General features: G+C 43.0%; 19 protein-coding genes. 17 read left to right on the plus strand and 2 right to left on the minus strand.

What is annotated here, in order from left to right:
* Window positions 1-187: 187 nt before the first annotated feature.
* From AX762_RS10520 to AX762_RS10575, 12 genes are all read left to right on the plus strand, one after another.
* The gene (locus tag AX762_RS10520; protein WP_143139357.1) at window positions 188-1,561 is read left to right on the plus strand and encodes an MATE family efflux transporter; all 1,374 of its coding nucleotides are present in this window, start codon (window positions 188-190) and stop codon (window positions 1,559-1,561) included.
* 238 nt (window positions 1,562-1,799) lie between these two features.
* The gene (locus tag AX762_RS10525; RefSeq protein ID WP_071849089.1) at window positions 1,800-3,062 is read left to right on the plus strand and encodes a tetratricopeptide repeat protein; all 1,263 of its coding nucleotides are present in this window, start codon (window positions 1,800-1,802) and stop codon (window positions 3,060-3,062) included.
* Between the two features lie 40 nt (window positions 3,063-3,102).
* Window positions 3,103-3,672 carry a ReoY family proteolytic degradation factor gene (locus AX762_RS10530; protein ID WP_071849090.1) on the plus strand — a complete coding sequence of 190 codons (570 nt, stop codon included), beginning with the start codon at window positions 3,103-3,105 and terminating at the stop codon, window positions 3,670-3,672.
* A 26-nt stretch (window positions 3,673-3,698) separates the two neighbouring features.
* Window positions 3,699-4,046, plus strand: coding sequence for a nucleotide pyrophosphohydrolase (locus AX762_RS10535; RefSeq protein ID WP_071849091.1), 348 nt, complete (start codon window positions 3,699-3,701; stop codon window positions 4,044-4,046).
* Window positions 4,047-4,107: 61 nt separating this feature from the next.
* Entirely contained in the window at window positions 4,108-5,316 is a 1,209-nt protein-coding gene (locus tag AX762_RS10540) for a CCA tRNA nucleotidyltransferase (protein ID WP_071849154.1), read from the plus strand.
* A 23-nt stretch (window positions 5,317-5,339) separates the two neighbouring features.
* The gene (locus AX762_RS10545) at window positions 5,340-8,150 is read left to right on the plus strand and encodes a helicase C-terminal domain-containing protein (protein WP_071849092.1); all 2,811 of its coding nucleotides are present in this window, start codon (window positions 5,340-5,342) and stop codon (window positions 8,148-8,150) included.
* Between the two features lie 102 nt (window positions 8,151-8,252).
* Window positions 8,253-8,726, plus strand: coding sequence for a DUF5590 domain-containing protein (locus tag AX762_RS10550; RefSeq protein ID WP_071849093.1), 474 nt, complete (start codon window positions 8,253-8,255; stop codon window positions 8,724-8,726).
* Between the two features lie 17 nt (window positions 8,727-8,743).
* Window positions 8,744-10,039, plus strand: coding sequence for an asparagine--tRNA ligase (gene asnS, locus AX762_RS10555; RefSeq protein WP_071849094.1), 1,296 nt, complete (start codon window positions 8,744-8,746; stop codon window positions 10,037-10,039).
* A 90-nt stretch (window positions 10,040-10,129) separates the two neighbouring features.
* Window positions 10,130-10,846 (plus strand): DnaD domain-containing protein, encoded by a 717-nt coding sequence (locus tag AX762_RS10560; protein WP_071849095.1) that lies wholly within the window; start codon window positions 10,130-10,132, stop codon window positions 10,844-10,846.
* A 23-nt stretch (window positions 10,847-10,869) separates the two neighbouring features.
* Entirely contained in the window at window positions 10,870-11,526 is a 657-nt protein-coding gene (nth, locus tag AX762_RS10565; RefSeq protein ID WP_071849096.1) for an endonuclease III, read from the plus strand.
* Between the two features lie 98 nt (window positions 11,527-11,624).
* Window positions 11,625-12,872 (plus strand): aminotransferase class I/II-fold pyridoxal phosphate-dependent enzyme, encoded by a 1,248-nt coding sequence (locus tag AX762_RS10570; RefSeq protein WP_071849097.1) that lies wholly within the window; start codon window positions 11,625-11,627, stop codon window positions 12,870-12,872.
* Window positions 12,873-12,888: 16 nt separating this feature from the next.
* Window positions 12,889-13,194, plus strand: coding sequence for a YtxH domain-containing protein (locus tag AX762_RS10575; protein ID WP_071849098.1), 306 nt, complete (start codon window positions 12,889-12,891; stop codon window positions 13,192-13,194).
* Between the two features lie 556 nt (window positions 13,195-13,750).
* Here the strand turns inward: AX762_RS10575 and AX762_RS10580 are convergent.
* A complete protein-coding gene (locus tag AX762_RS10580) occupies window positions 13,751-14,026 on the minus strand; it encodes a DUF2188 domain-containing protein (RefSeq protein ID WP_071849099.1) in 276 nt (91 codons plus the stop codon).
* Window positions 14,027-14,117: 91 nt separating this feature from the next.
* Between AX762_RS10580 and AX762_RS10585 the strand changes: the two genes are divergently transcribed.
* The 4 genes from AX762_RS10585 to trmL all read left to right on the plus strand — a co-directional run bounded on the left by AX762_RS10585 (window position 14,118) and on the right by trmL (window position 18,007).
* Entirely contained in the window at window positions 14,118-14,951 is an 834-nt protein-coding gene (locus tag AX762_RS10585) for a methyltransferase domain-containing protein (RefSeq protein WP_071849100.1), read from the plus strand.
* Between the two features lie 299 nt (window positions 14,952-15,250).
* Window positions 15,251-16,276 carry a D-alanine--D-alanine ligase gene (locus tag AX762_RS10590; protein ID WP_071849101.1) on the plus strand — a complete coding sequence of 342 codons (1,026 nt, stop codon included), beginning with the start codon at window positions 15,251-15,253 and terminating at the stop codon, window positions 16,274-16,276.
* A gap of 43 nt (window positions 16,277-16,319) precedes the next feature.
* The gene (gene queG, locus AX762_RS10595) at window positions 16,320-17,486 is read left to right on the plus strand and encodes a tRNA epoxyqueuosine(34) reductase QueG (RefSeq protein WP_071849102.1); all 1,167 of its coding nucleotides are present in this window, start codon (window positions 16,320-16,322) and stop codon (window positions 17,484-17,486) included.
* Window positions 17,487-17,497: 11 nt separating this feature from the next.
* A complete protein-coding gene (gene trmL, locus AX762_RS10600) occupies window positions 17,498-18,007 on the plus strand; it encodes a tRNA (uridine(34)/cytosine(34)/5-carboxymethylaminomethyluridine(34)-2'-O)-methyltransferase TrmL (protein ID WP_071849103.1) in 510 nt (169 codons plus the stop codon).
* Between the two features lie 170 nt (window positions 18,008-18,177).
* Here the strand turns inward: trmL and argS are convergent, their stop codons facing one another.
* Entirely contained in the window at window positions 18,178-19,872 is a 1,695-nt protein-coding gene (gene argS, locus AX762_RS10605; RefSeq protein ID WP_071849104.1) for an arginine--tRNA ligase, read from the minus strand.
* A gap of 285 nt (window positions 19,873-20,157) precedes the next feature.
* Here argS and argR point away from each other — a divergent pair, with 285 nt between their 5' ends.
* A complete protein-coding gene (gene argR / locus AX762_RS10610) occupies window positions 20,158-20,622 on the plus strand; it encodes an arginine repressor (RefSeq protein ID WP_071849105.1) in 465 nt (154 codons plus the stop codon).
* Window positions 20,623-20,654: the final 32 nt, after the last annotated feature.

Consider the following 20,654-nt stretch of genomic DNA (forward strand, 5'->3'; position numbering starts at 1 on the left):
TTTAGAAATGAGTCAGTTATCATATATAGGATAGTTTGGCTAGATGTACAATTCATATACTGAAATGTGTTTACTTAATACTAATAAAAAAATGTTTGTTTAATGGCTATAAAATAGATAGGTTTAGTTTGAAAAATATATAATTATTATAGTATGAAACCGATACGTATAGATAAGGAAGAAAAAAATGAAACAGAATAAAATGGAAACCATGTCAGTCAACAAGCTCTTGATCAGTATGTCATTACCGATGGTGTTATCGATGCTGGTGCAGTCTTTATATAACGTCGTCGATAGTATTTTTGTGGCTCAGATAAGTGAAACGGCCCTGACCGCCGTTACGCTTGCTTTTCCGATCCAGAATTTGATGATAGCGATCCAAGTGGGAACGGGTGTAGGGATGAGTGCCCTGCTTTCAAGGAATTTAGGTGAACGTAGTTTTGAGGATGCGAATCGGGCAGCAAGCAACGGTGTGTTTCTTTCAATGATCCACTATCTTTTTATATTGGTGTTAGGGTTGACCATGGTTCCGCTTTTTTTCAGGAGCCAAACGAGTGACCCGGCAATAATAGATCAGGGGGAAGCCTATGTACGCATCATCATGATTTTTTCTTTTGGTCTCTTTATGCAGATCATCTTTGAAAAACTGTTGCAGGCAACCGGTAAGTCCATTTATTCGATGTGGATCCAGGGTACGGGAGCGGTCATCAATATCATTTTGGATCCCATCCTTATTTTTGGCTGGTTTGGATTTCCGGCATTAGGCGTCACCGGTGCGGCGATAGCCACGGTTATTGGGCAGACACTTGCGGCACTGTTAGGCTTTGTCTTGAATTATTATAAAAATGAGGACATCAAACTACAGTACCGACGTTTTCGTCCGGATCCCAAAACGATCAAGCGCATCTATGATGTCGGCGTGCCTTCCGCCATTATGATAGCGATCACGTCTGTAACGGTCTTTTCGATAAATAAAATTTTGATGCAGTTTACCCCAACGGCCATTGCTGTGTATGGTGTTTACTTCAGACTGCAGAGTTTCGCCTTCATGCCAGTATTTGGATTAAACAACGGCATGATCCCAATCGTGGCGTTCAATTATGGCGCTCGCAATAAAGAGCGCATCAAAGAGGCGATACGCTTGGGTATTCTTTATGCCATGATGATCATGTTACTGAGTCTGGCTGTTTTTCAAATCTTCCCAGTCGTATTACTCAATCTATTCAATGCGTCACCGGAAATGCTGGCGATCGGTATTCCAGCCATGCGTATCATCAGTTTAAGCTTCCTGTTTGCCGGATTCAGTATCATCGTGAGTACGGTGTTCCAGGCTTTCGGTAAAGGCATGTTTGGTTTGTATGTGTCGATTGCCCGCCAGTTAGTGGTATTGATCCCGTTAGCTTATGTCTTTTCTTTGACAGGAAGAATTGAGGGGATATGGTGGGCTCACCCAATATCTGAACTCGCTTCGGCTCTCTTGTGTATTTACTATTTGAAAGTCATTTTTAAAAAGTATGTGGACCCACTGCCAGATGTGCCGTTACTTTCAGAAAAAGATTAATTTCTCGCATGCGCTGTCCTCTTTTAGTTATTGAAAGAGGTCGGAGGGTGTGCTTTTTCTTTGTAAGAAAAGACGCTCTTTTGATTGTTTGACCGACAGAGAGAAAGATTTTGACCCCCTGATTATAGCGGCTGCTTTGATTCAGTTTAAATTTATCACAGGCTCTATTTTATTGTGAAATCACGGACTGTCTATGTTAAGATAAAGGAATAATGATTAGAAAAAGAGGCGATGTTAGATGTCCTATTCAGCACAAATGATCGAAGCAATACAAAATGAAGATTTAGACCAGGCGAACGCTTATTTAGAGAAAGCTTTGACGGAAGACAGTGAAGAAGATTTATACGCACTGATTGAAACGTTGTATGATTTAGGCTTTTTAAAGGAAACAAAACAAGTCGTGACATACTTGTTGACCCGGGTTCCCGATGAGGATGGACTGAAGCTCACACTGGCTGAAATCGCGATCGAAGAAGGCAGTGAACTGGAAGCTTTTGAATGGCTCGAACAAGTGGACGTCAGCAGTCCTTATTACATTCAGGCCTTACTCGTTTCCGCAGATTACTACCAGACGCTCGACTTGCCGGAAGTGTCCAAGCAGAAACTGATCGAAGCCAAAGAGTTACTGCCTGAAGAACCCGTGATCGATTTTGCCTTGGCTGAGTTGCTGTTCACTAGCGGCAACTACAAACAAGCAATCACGTACTACGAAAATCTACTCGAAGGGCATCACCTCGAATTTGCCGGAATAAGCATTCACGGCAGGCTCGGTAACGCTTATGGCGTAATCGGTGACCTGGACACTGCCATCGACTACCTGAATGAAGCCGTTGAGGTGCAGGAAACCAGCGACCATTTGTTCCAGCTTGGGTATATTTATTTCCAGAAAAAAGACTTTACGCATGCCGGCGAGTTGTTTCATAAAGTGAAAGATCTGGATCCAAGTTACACCTCTGTATATGTGTATCTGGCTAAAGTCTATCTGGAACAGCACGAGGAAGAAAAAGCCCTGGAGATCATTGAAGAAGGCCGATACTACGACAAAGAAACTTCGCTGCTTTACAGTATAGGTGCCGAAGCCAGTTTAGCCTTGGGTAACACGGAAGCGGCCGAAAACTATTACAAAAAAGCCATGGATCGCGATCCGGAGAACTTATCCATCACGCTGCATCTGTCTAATTTACTCCTTGAACAGGAACGTTACCAAGACGTACTTGCGCTCATGGAAATGAAACTGGAAACCGGCGAAGAAGATCCGCAGCTCTTCTGGAACAGTGCCAAAGCGTATAACGGCGAAGAAGAGTTTGAAAAAGCCCGGGAAAATTACGATAAAGCGTATTATTCGCTAAAAGATACACCGATTTTTGTCAAAGAATATGCCGTTTTTTTGCGTGAAGAAGGCGACCGTGAAGGCTTTCTGCGCGAGGCAAAACGTTATGTGCTACTTGATCCAAATGATTTGGAAGTTATTGAGTGGATTAGGAATGAAGAACGCTACTAAATTTGGTATACTATAGATGAGGAAAAGGAGGGGAGTATCCATGTACAGTCGTGTTCAGCTAAAAGATAAGAAGGCCTTTCTGAAATGGTTCTTACAACGCTATCAGATGAAACGCAGGGAATCGATGTGGATTTTAAACTATTTACTCAATCACGATATCGTGTTGAATAAAACGAAGTTCGTTGAAGAAGCAGATAAAACTCCTCGAGGGATCAAAATGGGGACAGTAGGAACAGAAGACGAAGCGTTCCGTTTTTACAAGGACGGACAGGAATTTGACCATCCGGAACAAGCCTTTCACGAAGTCAGACTCAACTGGCACACCGATTTATATGTTGAATTGCTTTTTCAGGATTCGTGGTTGTCGCCAGAATACGCAGAAGTACTGGAAGATAACCCCTATTCCAAATGGAATGACCGTATGCCTAAGGAACTTGACCAGCAGGTGGATGACGCGGTCGACAGTTTCTATTTACAGGAACAAAAACATCAGATACTCAACGAAATCGACCTAGCGCTTGAAAGTGACAACCGGGCAGATTTTTACTCGCTTACAGAATCTTTAAAAGACATTGAAACGAAGCTGGAAAACGAAGTCTCACCTTCATAAACGAACTGAAATGAGGAGAATCACGTATGACAGAAATGAACGACATGCAAAGCAGAGTAGACCAGTACATTAGCCAATTCAAAGACGGCTATTTTTCTCCTCTCGTTCAGTTGGCCCGTCTCTCTGAAGAAGTCGGCGAACTTGCGCGTGAAATCAATCATGTTTACGGCGAGAAGCAAAAGAAACCTTCAGAAGCGAAAAAGCCTATGGAAGAAGAGATCGCGGATGTGCTTTTCGTGTTGATCAGTTTGTCGAACTCGTTGGATATCGACTTATCTGAAGCGTTTGATCTAACGATGAAGAAGTTTGAGTCGCGAGATCATTTCAGGTTCGAGCGTAAAGACGGTCAGACACGGTCAGACTCAACTAGTTAAGTTGTAAAGGAGAGAAAGAGTGTTAGAGACTGTCACACGTCTCTAGATGCTCGACTATATGATGAAACAGGTCCCTATTACAGGTGTATTTGAAAAAGCGCTGCCTGTGCTGGAAACGATACAAGAAGCCGGATTTGAAGCGTACTATGTCGGTGGAAGCGTCCGTGATGCTTTGCTTGGAAAAGACGTCAACGATGTGGATATTGCGACGAGTGCTTTTCCGGAAGAAATCAAGAAGCTGTTCAAAAAGACAGTGGATGTAGGTATCGAGCATGGAACAGTAATGGTTTTAATGAATGATGAAAGTTATGAAGTCACAACATTTAGGACCGAATCGACGTATCAAGATTTTAGACGTCCTGATTCGGTCACTTTTGTGCGCTCTTTAGAGGAAGATCTGAAGCGCCGAGATCTGACGATCAATGCCTTTGCGATGGATCAGACGGGTGATATCCAGGACTTTTTCGGTGGCGAACGGGATCTGGACGAACAGGTCATCCGTGCCGTTGGAAAAGCGGAAGAACGCTTTAACGAAGATGCCCTGCGCATGATGCGTGCCGTCCGTTTTGCTTCTCAGCTGGGTTTCCATCTGGAAGCGGACACCTTTTATGCCATCGTGGTCAACGCGCATTTACTTGAGAACATTGCGATCGAACGTATCCGGGTCGAATTCGTCAAGATGGCGATGGGCAAGTATGTCAGGCAGGGGTTCACGGGGTTTGTGGAAACAAATCTTTATGCCTACTGTCCTGGACTGGTTCATGCCAAAGATGCGCTCGAGAATTTTGCGAAAGTGATCGAACCGATCCAACGTGAACGTCAGATGTGGGCATTGCTCTTATATTATTTAGGTATACAAAGAGAACAAGAGGCCCGGGCGTTTTTGAAGCACTGGAGACTGTCCAACCAGCTGTTGAATCAAAGTGCGGACCTGCATCAGCTGCTCTTATACCGTTTGAACTACGAACAGACCAACGAGACCGTGTACCGGTACTCCAAAGAGGTAGCGTTGGACGCCGAAACGTGTCTGGACCTTATCGAAAAACCGTTTGATAAAAAAGCAGTCGAAAACATCGATGCCGCCTTACCGATCCATTCCAGAAAAGAGCTGGCCATCAACGGGAAAATAGTGATGGCAGAGAATCACCTGCGCGGTGGCAGATGGCTGGGAGATGCCATCGAAGCGGCGGAACGTGCGGTTGTGAAAGGCGATATCGCGAATGAAACAGCCGAGATCCTTGATTTCTTGAAGAAAAATGACTATGTCTAGCGACAGTGAGGGGAGGAGACAAGATGAAAAAAGATCAATTATATGCGATTGTCGATATCGAAGCGACTGGCGCGAGTATTGGAAAAAATGAACGGATCATTCAGTTTGCCTGTGTGCTGATGAAGAACGGCAACATTGTTGAAACCTTTGATTCATTTGTCAATCCTTCTCGAAAAGTCAGTAAACTGATTCGAAATCTGACGGGGATCTCTTCTAAAGACCTGGCAACGGCGCCTTATTTTGAAGATGTGGCGTTACTTATCCATCGTTTACTGGAAGACACTGTTTTTGTCGCTCATAATGTGAGTTTTGACTTTCAGTTTTTAAACGAATGTTTCCAGCGTGTTGGATTGCCGCCATTGACCATTCCCGCAGTGGATACGGTGGAACTGGCACAAATTTTATTTCCAAAGCAAGACAGCTACCGGCTAAAAGAGCTGACGGCTTCGCTTGGGTATGATTTGAATCAGGCTCATAACGCCCTATTTGATGCCTATGCGACCGTATATCTTTTAAATAAACTTTATGACAGATTGAAAAAATTGCCTTTAGTGACGGTGGAAAAGTTAAGTGACCTGTCCGAATCGACAACAGCAGACACCTCACTTTTTTTCAGACAAGCACTGGAGCAAATGAAAGAAAATCCGGCCGACCTGGATGACTCACTCATTATCGTCGAAGGATTGGCACTCAAGAAACCGGGTTTCAACAGCGAACAGGAACGGTACCGTGAAACACTTACATATCCGTACAAAGAAGAAGATAAATTAGCACAGCTTGAATCGCTCGGGTTACAGTACCGGGAGAGTCAGAACCAGATGATGAACACCGTATTTAATTACTTCAAGCAAAAAAAACCGGACTATGTTCAGTTTATTGAAGCACCAGCGGGTCTAGGCAAGACATTCGGGTATTTGTATCCAAGTCTGTATTTAGCAACGCTGAAAGAGAAGATCGTGATATCGACCTATACGAAAGTGCTGCAGAGGCAGTTGGTTGAAGATAGCCTGCCGCAGCTGACGCGTGTATTGTCGTTTGATAAATCGATCGCTTTGATGAAAAGCCCGAGTCATTATCTGTCCATGACAGCTTTTTATACCAAACTGAAAAATGTGGATCCCAAAGACACTGAAGCCTTCTTTTGCATGAAATTATTGGTCTGGCTGACAGAGACAGATGAAGGCGATTTAGAGGAAATCGGTTTGGACAAGACGCTTCAACATCCTTTCTGGAATGAAATAAGAAGTGTGCCTCATACCAAGTTGCAGTTCAAAGCCTTCGAATCAGTGGATTATGTGACCCGCAGAGAAAAACGTCTGGAGCAGGCGTCTATCCTGGTAACGAATCATGCTTATTTATTCTCTGAATGGCAGAAACAGCCTGACCGTTTTGAAAACGTGAAGCTGATTTTAGATGAAGCGCATCATGTCCCAGATGTCCTGGATCAAAACGCGACCATCACTTTGTCAACAAAATCGATCACCAACGAATTGAAACGGCTGGGATCCAAAGACAAAGACGAGACGCTCTTGTCTGATTGTCATAAACTTTTACCCTCAGACCATATCAAAGCCTATCAGCTGGACACCCTGCACGCGATCGTTCAGTTGTTTTCGGAAGAATGGGAAGAATGGAGCAGAAAGTGGATCGTCTGGCTGATCCATGCTCCAAGCTACGATGACCGAATCATCGAATGGAAAGAAAAAGTCATCACTTATGCTGACTTGCCGCTGGACATCAAACGCGATACGAAATTTTTGAGCAACAATTTGCAGGAACTGGTTTATGTGGGACAACAGTTAACGGCGGTCTTGAAAAAAGATGACGTGTCGTTGACGCAAAAAGAAAAACGGGTCTTATCTAAAATCAAGGTGATCCTGGATCATTTTGAAACGGTGATCGTCCGGTTCAACTATTTGTTTTTGAACAACACGCAGATAAATCAGACGGGGGTCCGGTTTTATTCGAAAAACCCGCTGCTGACCTTATCGTTTGCGCGCTTTGATCAGGAAACCAAAGAAGTCTTGCTCAGGCAATTCAATACCGCGCCTCACATGATCCTCACAAGCAGTACTTTGGCAGTAAACGACTCGGTCTCTTATCTGGTTAAACAGCTGGGGATAGAGAAAAACAGACTGGACACGTATGAATCACCTTACGATTATGCCAGTCAGGCAAGGTTGTTCGTGACCACAGATGTGGATACGAACACACAGAAGACAACGCGTGTGTCGGTTGCGTTTATCACGGATCAGATCGACAGGGTGCTGAGTCAAACCGACGAAAACTGTCTGGTGCTGTTCCGCTCGCACGACATGATCCAGCACGTCTATCAGGCCTTGAAACGGCGCACCCATTTGCGAGACAAGACCATTTTGGCCCAAAACATTTCAGGCAGTTCGACTAAGATCACTAAACAATTCAAGAAAGCAAAACAAAGCGTCATTCTAGGCTCAGATACCTTTTGGGAAGGCGTCGATTTCCCGCTAGATGAACTGAAAATCGTGATCATCACTAAACTGCCCTTTGATTCGCCCGAAATGCCGATGGTGAAAAAACGCCATCAAGAATTAAGAGACAGAGGCGATAATCCGTTTGTGCACGATGTCTTGCCGCGAGCGGTCATCAAGTTCAAGCAAGGACTGGGCCGACTCATCCGCAGTCAGCAAGACAAAGGCGTTTGGATCGTTCTGGACCGCAGGTTTGTAGACGCGAGCTATGCTTCCATCTTTAAAAACTCTTTACCTGCTCAATTGGAAGTGGAGGAACTTCCGCTCGACCAGATCGTTGCGGAAGTGTCTGATTTCTTTGAAAAGAGCGAAGAATCACAGTAATTTTATTTAATCGTGCTTTTATCTAAAAGCCTTATTTATTTCTGATGACTGATTTGATATACTGAGAGAGTTGATCAGGAAAGACTAAAAGAGGAGATTCAAGTGAAGAAAGTAATTATAGGGCTCGTTATTGCATTGAGCGTGTTCATCGTCGGATCCTTGTACATTTATCAGCGAGCCAATGCACCTTTTGCTCGTGCTGAAGACGAAACCATCGCTTTTGTATCTGAACGGACAGATCTCGACCGACCCGAAGACTTCTATTGGTATAATGGGGAGGAAACGACTTTTTCTGTGATGGGATTTAATGAAGCAGATGAAGAAAATCTCTACATCGTTAAACAAGAGGGTGGCGCGATCATAACTGTCGCTGCGTCTGAAATGATAACCGAACAGCAAGCGATCAGTCAAACGAGGCAGGCAAGAGAGCCAAAAAAAATATTAAATGCTAAAGTCGGTCTAATGAATGATACCCCAATTTGGGAAGTGACTTACAGAAACGATAATAATCGATTGGGCTATTACATCATCAATTTACAAACAGGTGAATGGATACGAACCATTGATAATATTTAGATGAAGGAGATTGCCTAGTGAAAAAGATACAAATTATAGACTCAAAAAAACATGTCGGTGAAAAAGTTAAGATCGGTGCCTGGGTTGCCAATAAACGCTCAAGCGGAAAGATTGCTTTTATAAGCCTGCGTGACGGTTCAGCCTTTTTCCAAGGTGTTGTCGTAAAAAGTCAGGTAGACGAAGAGGTCTTTAACCAGGCTAAAAACTTGACTCAGGAAAGTTCCGTTTGGATCACTGGAACGATTTCCGAAGATGCACGTTCAAAATTCGGTTATGAAATACATATCGAAGACATTGAAGTGATCAGTGAAGCTGTGGATTACCCTATCACACCAAAAGAACACGGGACTGAATTCCTGATGGATAACCGTCACTTATGGCTGCGTTCAACGAAACAGCATGCCATCATGCAGGTTAGAAATGAAATCATTCGTGCAACCTATGAATTTTACAATAACGAAGGCTACGTTAAAATCGATCCGCCCATCTTGACAGGCAGTGCTGCTGAAAACACGACCGATCTGTTCAAGACTCAATACTTTGACCGCGAAGCATACTTATCACAAAGTGGCCAACTGTATATGGAAGCTGGCGCAATGGCAATGGGCAGAGTTTTCTCTTTCGGTCCGACCTTTAGAGCAGAAAAATCTAAAACCCGTCGTCACTTGATCGAATTCTGGATGATCGAACCTGAAATGGCATTCATGGATCAGGATGATTCGCTTGAAGTACAGGAAAAATATGTGGCTTATATGGTGCAAAGTGTCCTGGACAATTGTGATCACGCGCTGGATATTTTAGAACGCGACAAAGACTTGCTTAAGAAATTTACAGAATTACCTTACCCGCGTGTTTCTTATGATGAAGCTGTTGTTATGCTTCAGAAAAATGATTTCGACGTCACTTGGGGTGAAGACTTCGGTTCGCCGGAAGAAACGTTCATTGCTGAACAATTCGATAAACCGGTCTTTATCCTCAACTATCCTAAGGCCATCAAACCGTTTTACATGAAGAGACATCCGGAACGCGACGATATTGTCTTGTGTGCCGATATGATCGCACCTGAAGGCTACGGAGAAATTATTGGTGGTTCTCAGCGTGAAGATGACTACGAGACCTTACGCCAAGAAATCATTGATTTTGGCCTGGATGTAAAAGAATACGAATGGTATCTGGATCTACGCAGATACGGCAGTGTGCCGCATTCAGGATTCGGCTTAGGACTGGAACGCACAGTGACTTGGATCAGTGGAACAGATCATATTCGTGAAGCGATCCCGTTCCCACGTCTGCTAAACCGCATTTACCCATAAAAACAGTAATCAGACCGCTTATGTTAGGAGGATTGGGACTTAAAACCCGGTCCTTTTTTCATAAACTTGAAAGAGCAGAGGAGGTTAACGATGAACCAAGATCCCTTATTCGAATGGATAAGTGCCGGAACGATGGCCATACCGAATTATTTGTTGAAACATTATAAAAAAATCGGTTTGAATAACGATGACCTGGTAACACTCCTTCAACTGCTTTCATTAGTTGAAAATGGGCAGCGTTTCCCGGACAGTCAGTTACTCGCTGAACGCCTGGACGTTTCCCGAGAAGAAGCATTCAAAGCGATCCATCAGTTGATGAAAAAAAAGGTGCTGACGATCGAGACACGTAAAGATGAAGAAGACAAGACCATCGATGAGTTTTCGTTCGATTTACTGTATGAAAAACTATCTGCGTTGCTGCATCAGAGTATAAAAAAAGAAGAAAAACAAAAAGACGTCCTGGCCTCTAAAAATCTGTATCAGTTATTTGAAGAGGAATTTGGCCGCAGTTTATCCGCTATGGAGATTCAGACATTGAACATTTGGGTCGAAGAAGATAATTATCTTCCTGAACTTATCGAAATGGCTTTGAAAGAAGCGGTCATGAATCAAGTCTACAGTTTGAAATACATTGACCGCATTTTACTCACTTGGGAAAAGAAAAATATCCGGACAAGAGATCAAGTCGAAAAAGAATCCAAACGTTTCCGAAAAAATCAGTCCAACGACGTTACAAAGGAAAAATCGGATCCGGATGAGAAGCCCGTACCCATGTACAATTGGCTGAAAGACAAATTTGACAATTAATCAAGCTTAGAGGAGCAATCAGTTTGGCTGAAACCCCAAAATTACTCACAGCAATAGAAACAACAGCATTGATCGAAGCCATCGGTGAATTATACCCCGATGCAAAAGCGGAGCTCACCCATAAAAATACGTTTGAGCTGCTTATCGCCGTTATCATGAGTGCGCAGACGACGGATGTGGGCGTGAATAAAGTCACCCCGTTATTGTTTGATGCTTACCCCACGCCCGAAGCGTTGATGGAAGCTGACGTTGAAGAGATCATGGACAAGATCAAAACGATCGGTCTGTATCGCAATAAAGCAAAATTCATAAAAAAATGTGCGCGCCAGCTGGTTGAAGAGTTTGACGGCGAGGTCCCCGGCACGCATAAAGAGCTGCAGAGTCTGGCGGGCGTCGGCAGAAAAACAGCCAACGTGGTCCTGAGTGTGGCCTTTGACGAACCGGCGATAGCGGTCGATACGCACGTCGAACGTATCAGCAAAAGATTCAATATAGTGGCTCCTAAAGCCACGGTGGTTCAGGTAGAAGATGCCTTGATGGAAAAACTTCCCAAAGAGTTGTGGAGTATCGCCCATCACCGTCTGATCTTCTTTGGACGCTACCAATGCCCCGCTCGTGCGCACGATCATGAGGACTGCATAAAAAAAGTGACCGAGATCATAAAAAAGAATTATAATTGATGGAAATGAATCATTCTGAGAAACTATAACGTTTTCAAATTTTTTACACATACGTTATAATTATAGATATTACGTTATAGTTATGAAGGGAGTCCCATATGAGTCAAGAGGAAACACAGTTAGATGTAGTCAAAGCGCAATATGCACTTTACAAGGAACGCCCAATGGATCTAACCATTGCGAGAGGGATCCCTTCTCAGAAACAACTGAAATTATCAGAAGCCTTGATAAATGACACAAAAATTGAAGGCTGGCTGAGCGAAGACGATATCGATATCAGAAACTACGGTGGGCTATACGGCATTAAAGAAGCCAGAGAACTGTTTGGCACCTTACTTAATACTACCGTGGAAGAAACGTTTATGGGCGGCAACTCCAGTCTGCAGCTCATGTTTGCTGTGCTGAGTCACCACATGTTTACAGCAGCTGAGCCCTGGAACAAAGAAGAGACCGTGAAATTCATCTGCCCGAGTCCCGGCTATGACCGTCACTGGTTCATGCTCGAACACTTGGGGATAGAAATGATTCCTGTCGAATTGACCGGCAACGGCCCCGATATGGAAGTCGTTGAAAAATTGGTCTCACACGACCCGGCGATCAAAGGGATGTTTGTCGTACCGAAATATAATAATCCAACAGGCGAATCAGTGTCTGACGAGGTTGTCGACCGGTTGGCAAATATGCATACGGCTGAAGAAAACTTCCTGATCCTTTGGGACAATGCTTATGCCGTGCATCATTTAACTGAAGAAAAAGTAGAAGTCAAAGATATCTTTGAAGCATGTAAAACAGCGGGTCATCCGGATCGTGTGATCCAGTTTGTATCCACCTCTAAAATGACCTTACCTGGAGCTGGTGTAGCCGCAATGGGAGCTTCTGTGGATAAAATCAAGGAAATCGCAGATCACTTCAGTAAGCAGCTGATCAGTTTTGATAAAATAAATCAGAAGCGACATGTGGCTTTTCTTAAAGACAAGGAAACGATCGACGCCCACATGGAAAAACATGCGGAACTCCTGTCACCTAAATTCGAATGGATCGAAGCGATCTTATCGACTTATTTCCACGGTGAACGCAGATCATTTGTTTCCTGGACGACTCCTAAAGGTGGCTATTTCGTTCATCTGACAACTGAAGCAGGCTGCGCCACTGAAATCGTTCAGAAAATGTCGGACATTGGCATTTCTTTGACACCGGCAAACGCTGCCTATCCATACGGTATAAACGCGCTGGATAACAGCATCCGTCTGGCACCGAGTTTTGCAAAGCTGGATGATTTGGAAATTGCAATGGAAGCTTTATGTATCTGTATTGAATTGGTCACACTAGAAAAATTTGAAAGTTAAACGAGGAGGAGTTCATATGTCAAAAGCAAGTTTTGGATTTGGCGCAGTTCTAGGAGCATTGGTTGGAACAGCAGCCGCTTATTTATTCGCACCACAATCAGGTGAAGAATTTCAAGATGATATGAAAATCAAAGCAAGAGAAGCGAAAAAGAAAGCCATTATCCGCATGGATGAAGCGGTCATGGAAACTGAATTCTGGCTGGAGCAGAAAATGGCGGAGCAGGATATCAGAAACGAACCGGTCAAATACGAACGCACACCGGATAACGTCGCACCTGCACCAGCGTACACAGAATCATCAGACATATTTATCGAAGACTAATGATTATCATATGAAGAGAGAAGCCCAGGGCTTCTCTCTTCCTTTTTGATTTAAAGGCCAAAAGAGGCGAAAATGATCAAACTGCTCATTTTTTTGAACGATCAGGCGGTTTTACGGTAGAAATCTGATGCATTCGGTAGATAGAAACCAAAGTTGCTGCCGTAACTACCGAATGAGAGGCTATTCGGTAGTTAGCAGCGCGTAACGTTTTTGAACTTACCGAAGTTGTTGTAAGTTCGGCACTTAGAGAATGAAGTTGCTGCCGTAACTACCGAATGAGAGGCTATTCGGTAGTTAGCAGCGCGTAACGTTTTTGAACTTACCGAAGTTGTTGTAAGTTCGGCACTTAGAGAATGAAGTTGCTGCTGTAACTACCGAATGAGAGGCTATTCGGTAATTAGCGGTGGGTAATGCTTTTGAACTTACCGAAGTTAAGATAAATTCTTCGTTTTTGAGAAGAAAGGACCGTATAAATACCTCGAACGATGACTTTCTATAGGAAAGACCCTTGAAATCAAGAGTTCATTTGATTTCAAGGGTCTACTAAATTTAATGATCAGTCTTGCCGTTTGCCATCTTTAGTGAACATTATGACAGACGTCTCTTTGTTTGCGGCGATTTCTTTGGCTCGCTCTAGAGCCTGCTCTTTTGTCGCATACGTCGAATCGGCACGTTCGGGCCACACTTTGGCTTGTTTGGTTGCTATGGGGATATCCTGGCCGTTATCGTAACCTTCCTCGAGTAAAGCATTGGCGATGTCGATCGCTTTTTTCTTGACGACGTGATCAAAATTCTTAAATGAATCGGGATAATCTGATAAATTCCATGGCATTTGCGTTTCATCCTTTCATCTTTAGTGATTTCGTTATATCATGAATAAGTAGAATCGTCTAACAACAGCTTTGAAAATGAGGATAAAAACGATGAAGAAAATAGATAAGGCAAAAACATTTCTGTCAGAACAGTTACATCTCTTCAAGTGCCCGGTGTGTCAACGTTCTTTTGATGCGCTCGATGGGTATCAATTAAGCTGTACACATAATCATTCGTTTGATTTATCCAAAAAAGGGACGCTGCATTTTTTATTGAAACCTTCCAAATCAGAATATTCCAGACCGATGCTTTTATCCAGACAACGCATTGCCAAGATGGGATTTTGGCAGCCGATGCTGGATACCTTGTATTCTTTGATCGAGAATATAAACGGGGTGGCGCTTGATGTCGGTTGTGGGGAAGGGGCACACAGTGCTTATCTCATAGAAAAGGGGCTTGCCGGTCCGGTGATTGCTTTTGATATTTCCAAAGAAGGCGTAAACTTAGGCGCAGCCACTTATGAGGATATCTTTTTCCTGGTCGCGGATTTAGCGCAATCCCCATTTGCGACCGAACAATTTGATACGATCCTTAATATTTTGTCCCCTTCAAATTATGAAGAGTTCAATCGGCTATTAAAACCAGGGGGCCAGGTCATTAAAGTTATCCCGGGGAAAGACTACTTAAAAGAGTTAAGAGCCTTTCAACCGAAAGAAAATCAGTCGTATTCAAATAAAGAAGTAAAAGACAAATTTATGACACATTACCCGAAAGCGTCAGAACATGCGGTCCGTTATTCAGTCGACCTAAACGATGAAGAAGTGACAGATTTCCTTAATATGACGCCTTTAGGTTGGCATATCGAGGCATCTGAAAAGGAGATAGTTTCCTTGCATCATATCACAGTCGATATGGTGATACTTGTGGGAAATAAACCACAGTAATTGAATAGCGAAACTTTATTTCACCTTTCAAATTCCGATGGCTTGTGTTTAGTTTTGAGAAGTGATATTATGTACTGCATAAGCTATTTTGGTTCATTGGCTTTTATCAGTAAACCCATCAGAAGCTGATAAAAACACATGATATCTGAAAGGCTTCATTAACGTATCTTCTCGCAGTGCTTGTCACCGAGGGGGTACGTTTTTCTCTGCGCAAAAATGATAAAATTTAATCAACTTGACTTATTTCGTCGGGTATGAATAGTGTATAATACGTATAGAACATAGGAGGAGAATAATATATGGATATAGTAGTATTAGCAGGTGGCTATAGTCACGAGCGTGAGGTTTCGATGAGCTCGGGAAGTTTGATAGCCAATGCCTTAATGGAAAACGGTCACCGCGTCATTTTACTTGATTTATACTTTGGTACAGATCAGGCAGCGACGTTTGAGGACGCTTATAAAATATTAAATAAAGATAAATATGAACATACCGTGAAAAGACAAATTCCAGATCTGAACGCGTTACGTGCATTAAAAGAAAAACCGAACGAAATGATTGGTGAAAATGTTATTCCGATTTCTCAATCGGCTGACGTGGTCTTTTTATCCTTGCATGGTGAGCTTGGCGAGAATGGTCAGTTGCAGGCGGTGTTTGATTTATACGATATCACCTATACGGGTACAGGCTACATAGGCAGTGCCCTTGCCATGAACAAGATACTGGCTAAAGAAGTGATGTCCCAGCATGGTGTTTTAACTCCGCAGTGGGAAGTGCTTAGCGAAAATGAAACGCCAACAAGCCCGGTTCCCTCTGTCGTCAAACCCGATGCCAGTGGTTCCAGTATCGGCGTGTATATTGTCGAAGAACAGGCAGATATGGACAAAGCTATCACTGACGCTAGAAAATACTCTAAAGACGTTTTAATCGAAGAAATGATCAAGGGCCGTGAGTTTTCGATAGGTATCTTGGAAGACAAGGCTTTACCACCGATTGAAATCATTCCAAAAACGGGTTTTTATGATTACGAAAACAAATACCAGGAAGGCGCTACGATCGAAATTTGCCCGGCAGATATCAGCGATGAATTGACGCAAAAAATGCAGACTATCGCTAAACACGTCCATAAGATTTTAAGGTTGGAGTACTATTCACGCATCGACTTTATGGTTAATGATTCTGGAGATATCTACTGCATCGAAGCCAACACGCTTCCAGGCATGACGCCGACCAGTCTCTTCCCGCAAGAAGCAACCGCAATGGGCATGACCTACAATGAATTATGTGATAGACTTGCTCAGCTTGCTGCCGATAAACATAAATAAAGGCTGTAATAAAAACACTAAATAAAAGAGAGGGGATCGGAAGATGAGCCAGCAATTAAAAGAATTGATCAAAGCGAAAGCTAAAGAAATCGGTATCGATAAAATTGGCTTTACTCATGCCGAACCTTTTTACTCTTTGGAAGACAAGTTGATCAAACAGCATGCTAAAGGGCATCATTCCGGCTTTGAACACAAGGTGATCGAAGAACGCATCTATCCGGAAAAAATCTTTGACGAACCCAAGTCGATCATTGCGATTGCCCTGGCGTATCCGTCCAAGATGCAGAACAAGCCTCCGCGTGTCAAAGGTGAGCGCCGGGGTGAATTTGCGCGTGCCTCCTGGGGAACGGATTACCACTTCATTTTAAGAGACCGCATGAAAAAGCTGGTCGAGTATATCGAGGAGATCGCACCCGGTGAGGTCGCGTTCAAGCCCATGGTCGACACAGGTGAACTGGTGGACGTGGCTGTCGCTCAGCGAGCCGGATTGGGATTTATCGGCCGCAACGGCTTACTGATCACCGAGGAATTTGGTTCATATGTCTATTTAGGTGAGATCATAACGAATATTGCCTTTGAATCAGATGAAAAAGTGGCGTTTGGCTGCGGGGATTGTACCCGCTGTATAGATGCGTGCCCGACTGATGCCTTGCTGGGTGACGGCCGTATGAATGCGAACCGCTGTTTATCTTATCAGACCCAAACCAAAGGCTACATGCCGAAAGAATACCGCCGGAAAATGGGGCACATGATATACGGGTGTGATATCTGTCAGATCGTCTGTCCGTATAACAAAGGGATGGATTCGCATTTCCATGAAGAGATGGAGCCTGATCCAATCAACACCATGCCGGAGCTCAAACCGCTTTTGACTATTTCTAATCGTGAATTCAAAGACACGTTTGGTGATTTGGCTGGATCGTGGCGCGGAAAGAAACCGCTACAGCGTAACGCCATTATTGCTTTAGCTAATTACCGTGACTACACCGCAGTCCCAGACTTGCTGAATGTCATCGATAACGATCCGCGACCGATGATCAGAGGTACGGCCGCGTGGGCGGTTGCTACCATCACGAATAAACATCCAAACGAAGAAATCGTTTTATTTCTAGAAGAAGCGGTCAAGAAAGAAACGGAAGACGAAACAGTCAGTGAATTCAACGAAGCCATTGGTGACTTGAAAGCACGATTAAATACACTGAACAATTGAGGAGAGATTGCGTGACCAATCATATTGCATTATTTGAGCCCCTGATACCCGCTAACACCGGAAACATTTCCAGAACGTGCGCTGGCACGAACACCACGTTACATTTGATCGAACCCTTAGGATTCAGTACTGACGATAAACAGTTGAAACGCGCAGGACTCGATTACTGGGATAAAGTAGGGATTCATTATCATAAAAATCTGGATGCATTTTTAGAAGTGGTGGGAGAGAGCCCACTTTATCTGATTTCGAAATTTGCCGACAAAGTTTATTCGGACGTTGATTTCTCTGATACATCTAAAGATCATTACTTCTTATTCGGGAAAGAGACCACGGGCCTGCCAAAAGAATTCATGCAGGAGAACCCCGAGAAGTGTCTGCGTATTCCGATGAATGATGAGCATATCCGCTCACTCAATTTATCGAACACTGCCAACATCCTGATTTATGAAGCCTTGAGACAACAGGATTTCGCAGGACTCGAACAGGTTCATACGTACGAAAATGATAAACTGAAATAGAATAACGGCAGTGGTTTACGTCCTCTTTTCTCTTATCGAGAGTGGGGAATAACCACTGCCTTTTTTATTCCGATGAGTTACTAAAACCAAAACTAGCAGAATCTTTCCAAACAAAAAACGACGTCTCCCAGAATAAAAGGAGAGACGTCGCTTTTTGATTTATAAGCTTTTTACATTTTATCGGGTGATTGAACGCCAAGAATACGCAAGTCTTCTTTAAGCACTTCAGTTATTGCGAAAACTAAAGCTAGGCGTGCCTCTTTTTCTTCATGGTCATCCAAGACGCGAACATTGGCATAAAACTTATTGAACGCTTGAGCTAAGCTGACAGCGTGTTTAGCAATGATCGATGGTTCATAGTTTTCATACGCACGTTTGACCGTGTTAGGATATTCTTGAAGTAATTTGATGATTTCCCAGCTATACTCATCACTGAGTTCGAAGGCGTTTGAAGCATCAAAGTCAGAAGCTTCAGCTTTTTTCAAAATACTCATCGCACGTGCACGAGTGTACTGGACGTAAGGACCCGTTTCGCCTTCAAACTGAACCACTTCTTCGATCGTAAAGTCGAAACTGTTTAAGCGGTCATTTCTCAAGTCGTGGAACACGACAGCGCCAACGCCGACTTGTTCTGCAACGATTTCTTTATTTGGTAGATCAGGGTTCTTATCCTCGATCTGTCTCAAGGCCTGAGCGCTTGCTTCATTTAAAACTTCTTCCAGCAAGACCACTTTACCTTTACGTGTGGATAGTTTCTCGCCGTCTTTGGTGATCAAGCCAAAAGGAATATGATGGATATCATTTGCCCATTCTATGCCTGCTTCAGTTAATACAGCTTTCAATTGATTGAAGTGGTTCGCTTGTTCTTGACCAACGACGTATAAAGCTTGAGAAAAGTCATATGTTTTCTTTCTATAGAAAGCAGCGGCCAAGTCACGCGTAATGTATAAGGTTGCGCCGTCTGATTTCATAATTAAAGCTGGATTCAAGCCATATTTTTCGAGGTCAACGATGTGTGCGCCTTGATTGGCAGACAATAGGTGTTTACCATCGAGTAACTTAACGACTTCTTCCATTTTATCATTATAAAAAGCTTCACCTTTAGTGGAATCAAAGTGAATATTGAGACGGTCGTAAACTTTATTGAATACATTGAGAGATTCTTCTCTAAACCATGTCCATAATTCAGTTGCTTCTTCATTGCCTTCTTCCAGCTTTTTGAACCATAAGCGGGCTTCATCGTCTAGAGATGGATCATCTTCAGCTAATTCATGGAATTTTACATACAATCGTAAAAGCTCTTCAATCGGATTTTCTTTGACTTTTTCTTTGGAACCCCATTTTTTATAAGCAGTAATCAGTTTACCGAATTGTGTGCCCCAGTCACCTAAATGATTGATACGAACAGGGGTGAAGTCGACTTTTTCGAAAATGTTTGCCAATGCATTGCCGATAACGGTAGAACGTAAGTGACCCATAGACATGGGTTTGGCAATATTTGGAGAAGACATATCGATGGGAACGTTGGTCCCATTACCGATCTTGAGATTTCCGAAATTGTTTTTTTCTGCAATGACTTCTTGCAAGACAGCACTGGACACTGTTTCTTTTTTCAAGAAAAAGTTGATGTAAGGTCCAACGATTTGCATACGCTCAATAAGTGGTGAAGATAGTTTATCGCCAACCTCTTGAGCAATTTGTGCTGGATTTTTTCTTAATAATTTAGCTAACTGGAACGTAGGAAAAGCAACGTCTCCATGATCCGAGTGTTTCGGTTTTTCAAGCAAGAGTTTAATTTCATTTAATTCTAAAGATTCGTGCAATTCTGCATGTATCGCTTCCGCGATGATTTGTTTATAGTCCATTGAAAGACCTCCTGTATTAGATAGTTGTCCCTTAAAATTTTCAATACGTGTGCATAAAAAAAGGGCTGTTTTTTTGAATAGTCAAAAGTCTAGCCGGTTCAGATCACATAAGTATTAAGCACTTGTATTATAGCAAAGCTAGCCAAGACTAGCAAGATTTTCTATTGAGCAGCGCTAAATTTTAATTGTTATAAAGTAGAAAAGCGAAATGGAATCAGATGAATGTTTATGCGAAATAAGTTATAATCGAGTTATATATATCAATCTATAGGAAGCAGGGAGGATATGAGAAAATCAGAAAGACAAATGCTGATCAAGCAAATTGTATTGAATCATGATGTCTCCACTCAGGATGATCTTTTAGCACGTTTGAACGAGAAAGGTATCAAGGCGACACAGGCAACTATTTCACGAGACATAAAAGAACTGAATTTAATTAAATCCGCATCATCAGACGGCGGGGTAAAATATATCCTGTATCAGAATAACCAAGTGTCAATGGAAGAGAAACTCTCTTCGACGATCAAAAGCGTCGTGACCGGGATCACAAATGTCGAGTTTATTAATATTGTCAAAACGATACCCGGCAATGCACACGTGATCGGCGCATTGGTCGATGATATTCACTACCCTGAGATCGCAGGTACCGTAGCGGGAAACGATACGATCATGCTGGTTTCGAAAACGAAGGAAGAAGCGGAAAAGGTTTATCATCATTTTGATAACCTGCTGGAAGAACTCGATCAATAAATCCGATCAATTATTAACTATAAACATATGAT

Source organism: Alkalibacterium sp. 20 (assembly GCF_001885615.1).
Lineage (GTDB): Bacteria > Bacillota > Bacilli > Lactobacillales > Carnobacteriaceae_A > Alkalibacterium.

Excerpts from the sequence above, each read along its gene's own strand:
- AX762_RS10535 (WP_071849091.1), top strand. The coding sequence starts at position 3,699 with ATGACAGAAATGAACGACATGCAAAGCAGAGTAGACCAGTACATTAGC.
- AX762_RS10530 (WP_071849090.1), top strand. The coding sequence starts at position 3,103 with ATGTACAGTCGTGTTCAGCTAAAAGATAAGAAGGCCTTTCTGAAATGG.
- AX762_RS10585 (WP_071849100.1), top strand. The coding sequence starts at position 14,118 with ATGAAGAAAATAGATAAGGCAAAAACATTTCTGTCAGAACAGTTACAT.
- AX762_RS10540 (WP_071849154.1), top strand. The coding sequence starts at position 4,108 with ATGAAACAGGTCCCTATTACAGGTGTATTTGAAAAAGCGCTGCCTGTG.
- AX762_RS10560 (WP_071849095.1), top strand. The coding sequence starts at position 10,130 with ATGAACCAAGATCCCTTATTCGAATGGATAAGTGCCGGAACGATGGCC.
- AX762_RS10545 (WP_071849092.1), top strand. The coding sequence starts at position 5,340 with ATGAAAAAAGATCAATTATATGCGATTGTCGATATCGAAGCGACTGGC.
- argR (WP_071849105.1), top strand. The coding sequence starts at position 20,158 with ATGAGAAAATCAGAAAGACAAATGCTGATCAAGCAAATTGTATTGAAT.
- AX762_RS10525 (WP_071849089.1), top strand. The coding sequence starts at position 1,800 with ATGTCCTATTCAGCACAAATGATCGAAGCAATACAAAATGAAGATTTA.
- AX762_RS10590 (WP_071849101.1), top strand. The coding sequence starts at position 15,251 with ATGGATATAGTAGTATTAGCAGGTGGCTATAGTCACGAGCGTGAGGTT.
- queG (WP_071849102.1), top strand. The coding sequence starts at position 16,320 with ATGAGCCAGCAATTAAAAGAATTGATCAAAGCGAAAGCTAAAGAAATC.
- AX762_RS10575 (WP_071849098.1), top strand. The coding sequence starts at position 12,889 with ATGTCAAAAGCAAGTTTTGGATTTGGCGCAGTTCTAGGAGCATTGGTT.
- AX762_RS10570 (WP_071849097.1), top strand. The coding sequence starts at position 11,625 with ATGAGTCAAGAGGAAACACAGTTAGATGTAGTCAAAGCGCAATATGCA.
- AX762_RS10580 (WP_071849099.1), bottom strand. The coding sequence starts at position 14,026 with ATGCCATGGAATTTATCAGATTATCCCGATTCATTTAAGAATTTTGAT.
- argS (WP_071849104.1), bottom strand. The coding sequence starts at position 19,872 with ATGGACTATAAACAAATCATCGCGGAAGCGATACATGCAGAATTGCAC.
- AX762_RS10520 (WP_143139357.1), top strand. The coding sequence starts at position 188 with ATGAAACAGAATAAAATGGAAACCATGTCAGTCAACAAGCTCTTGATC.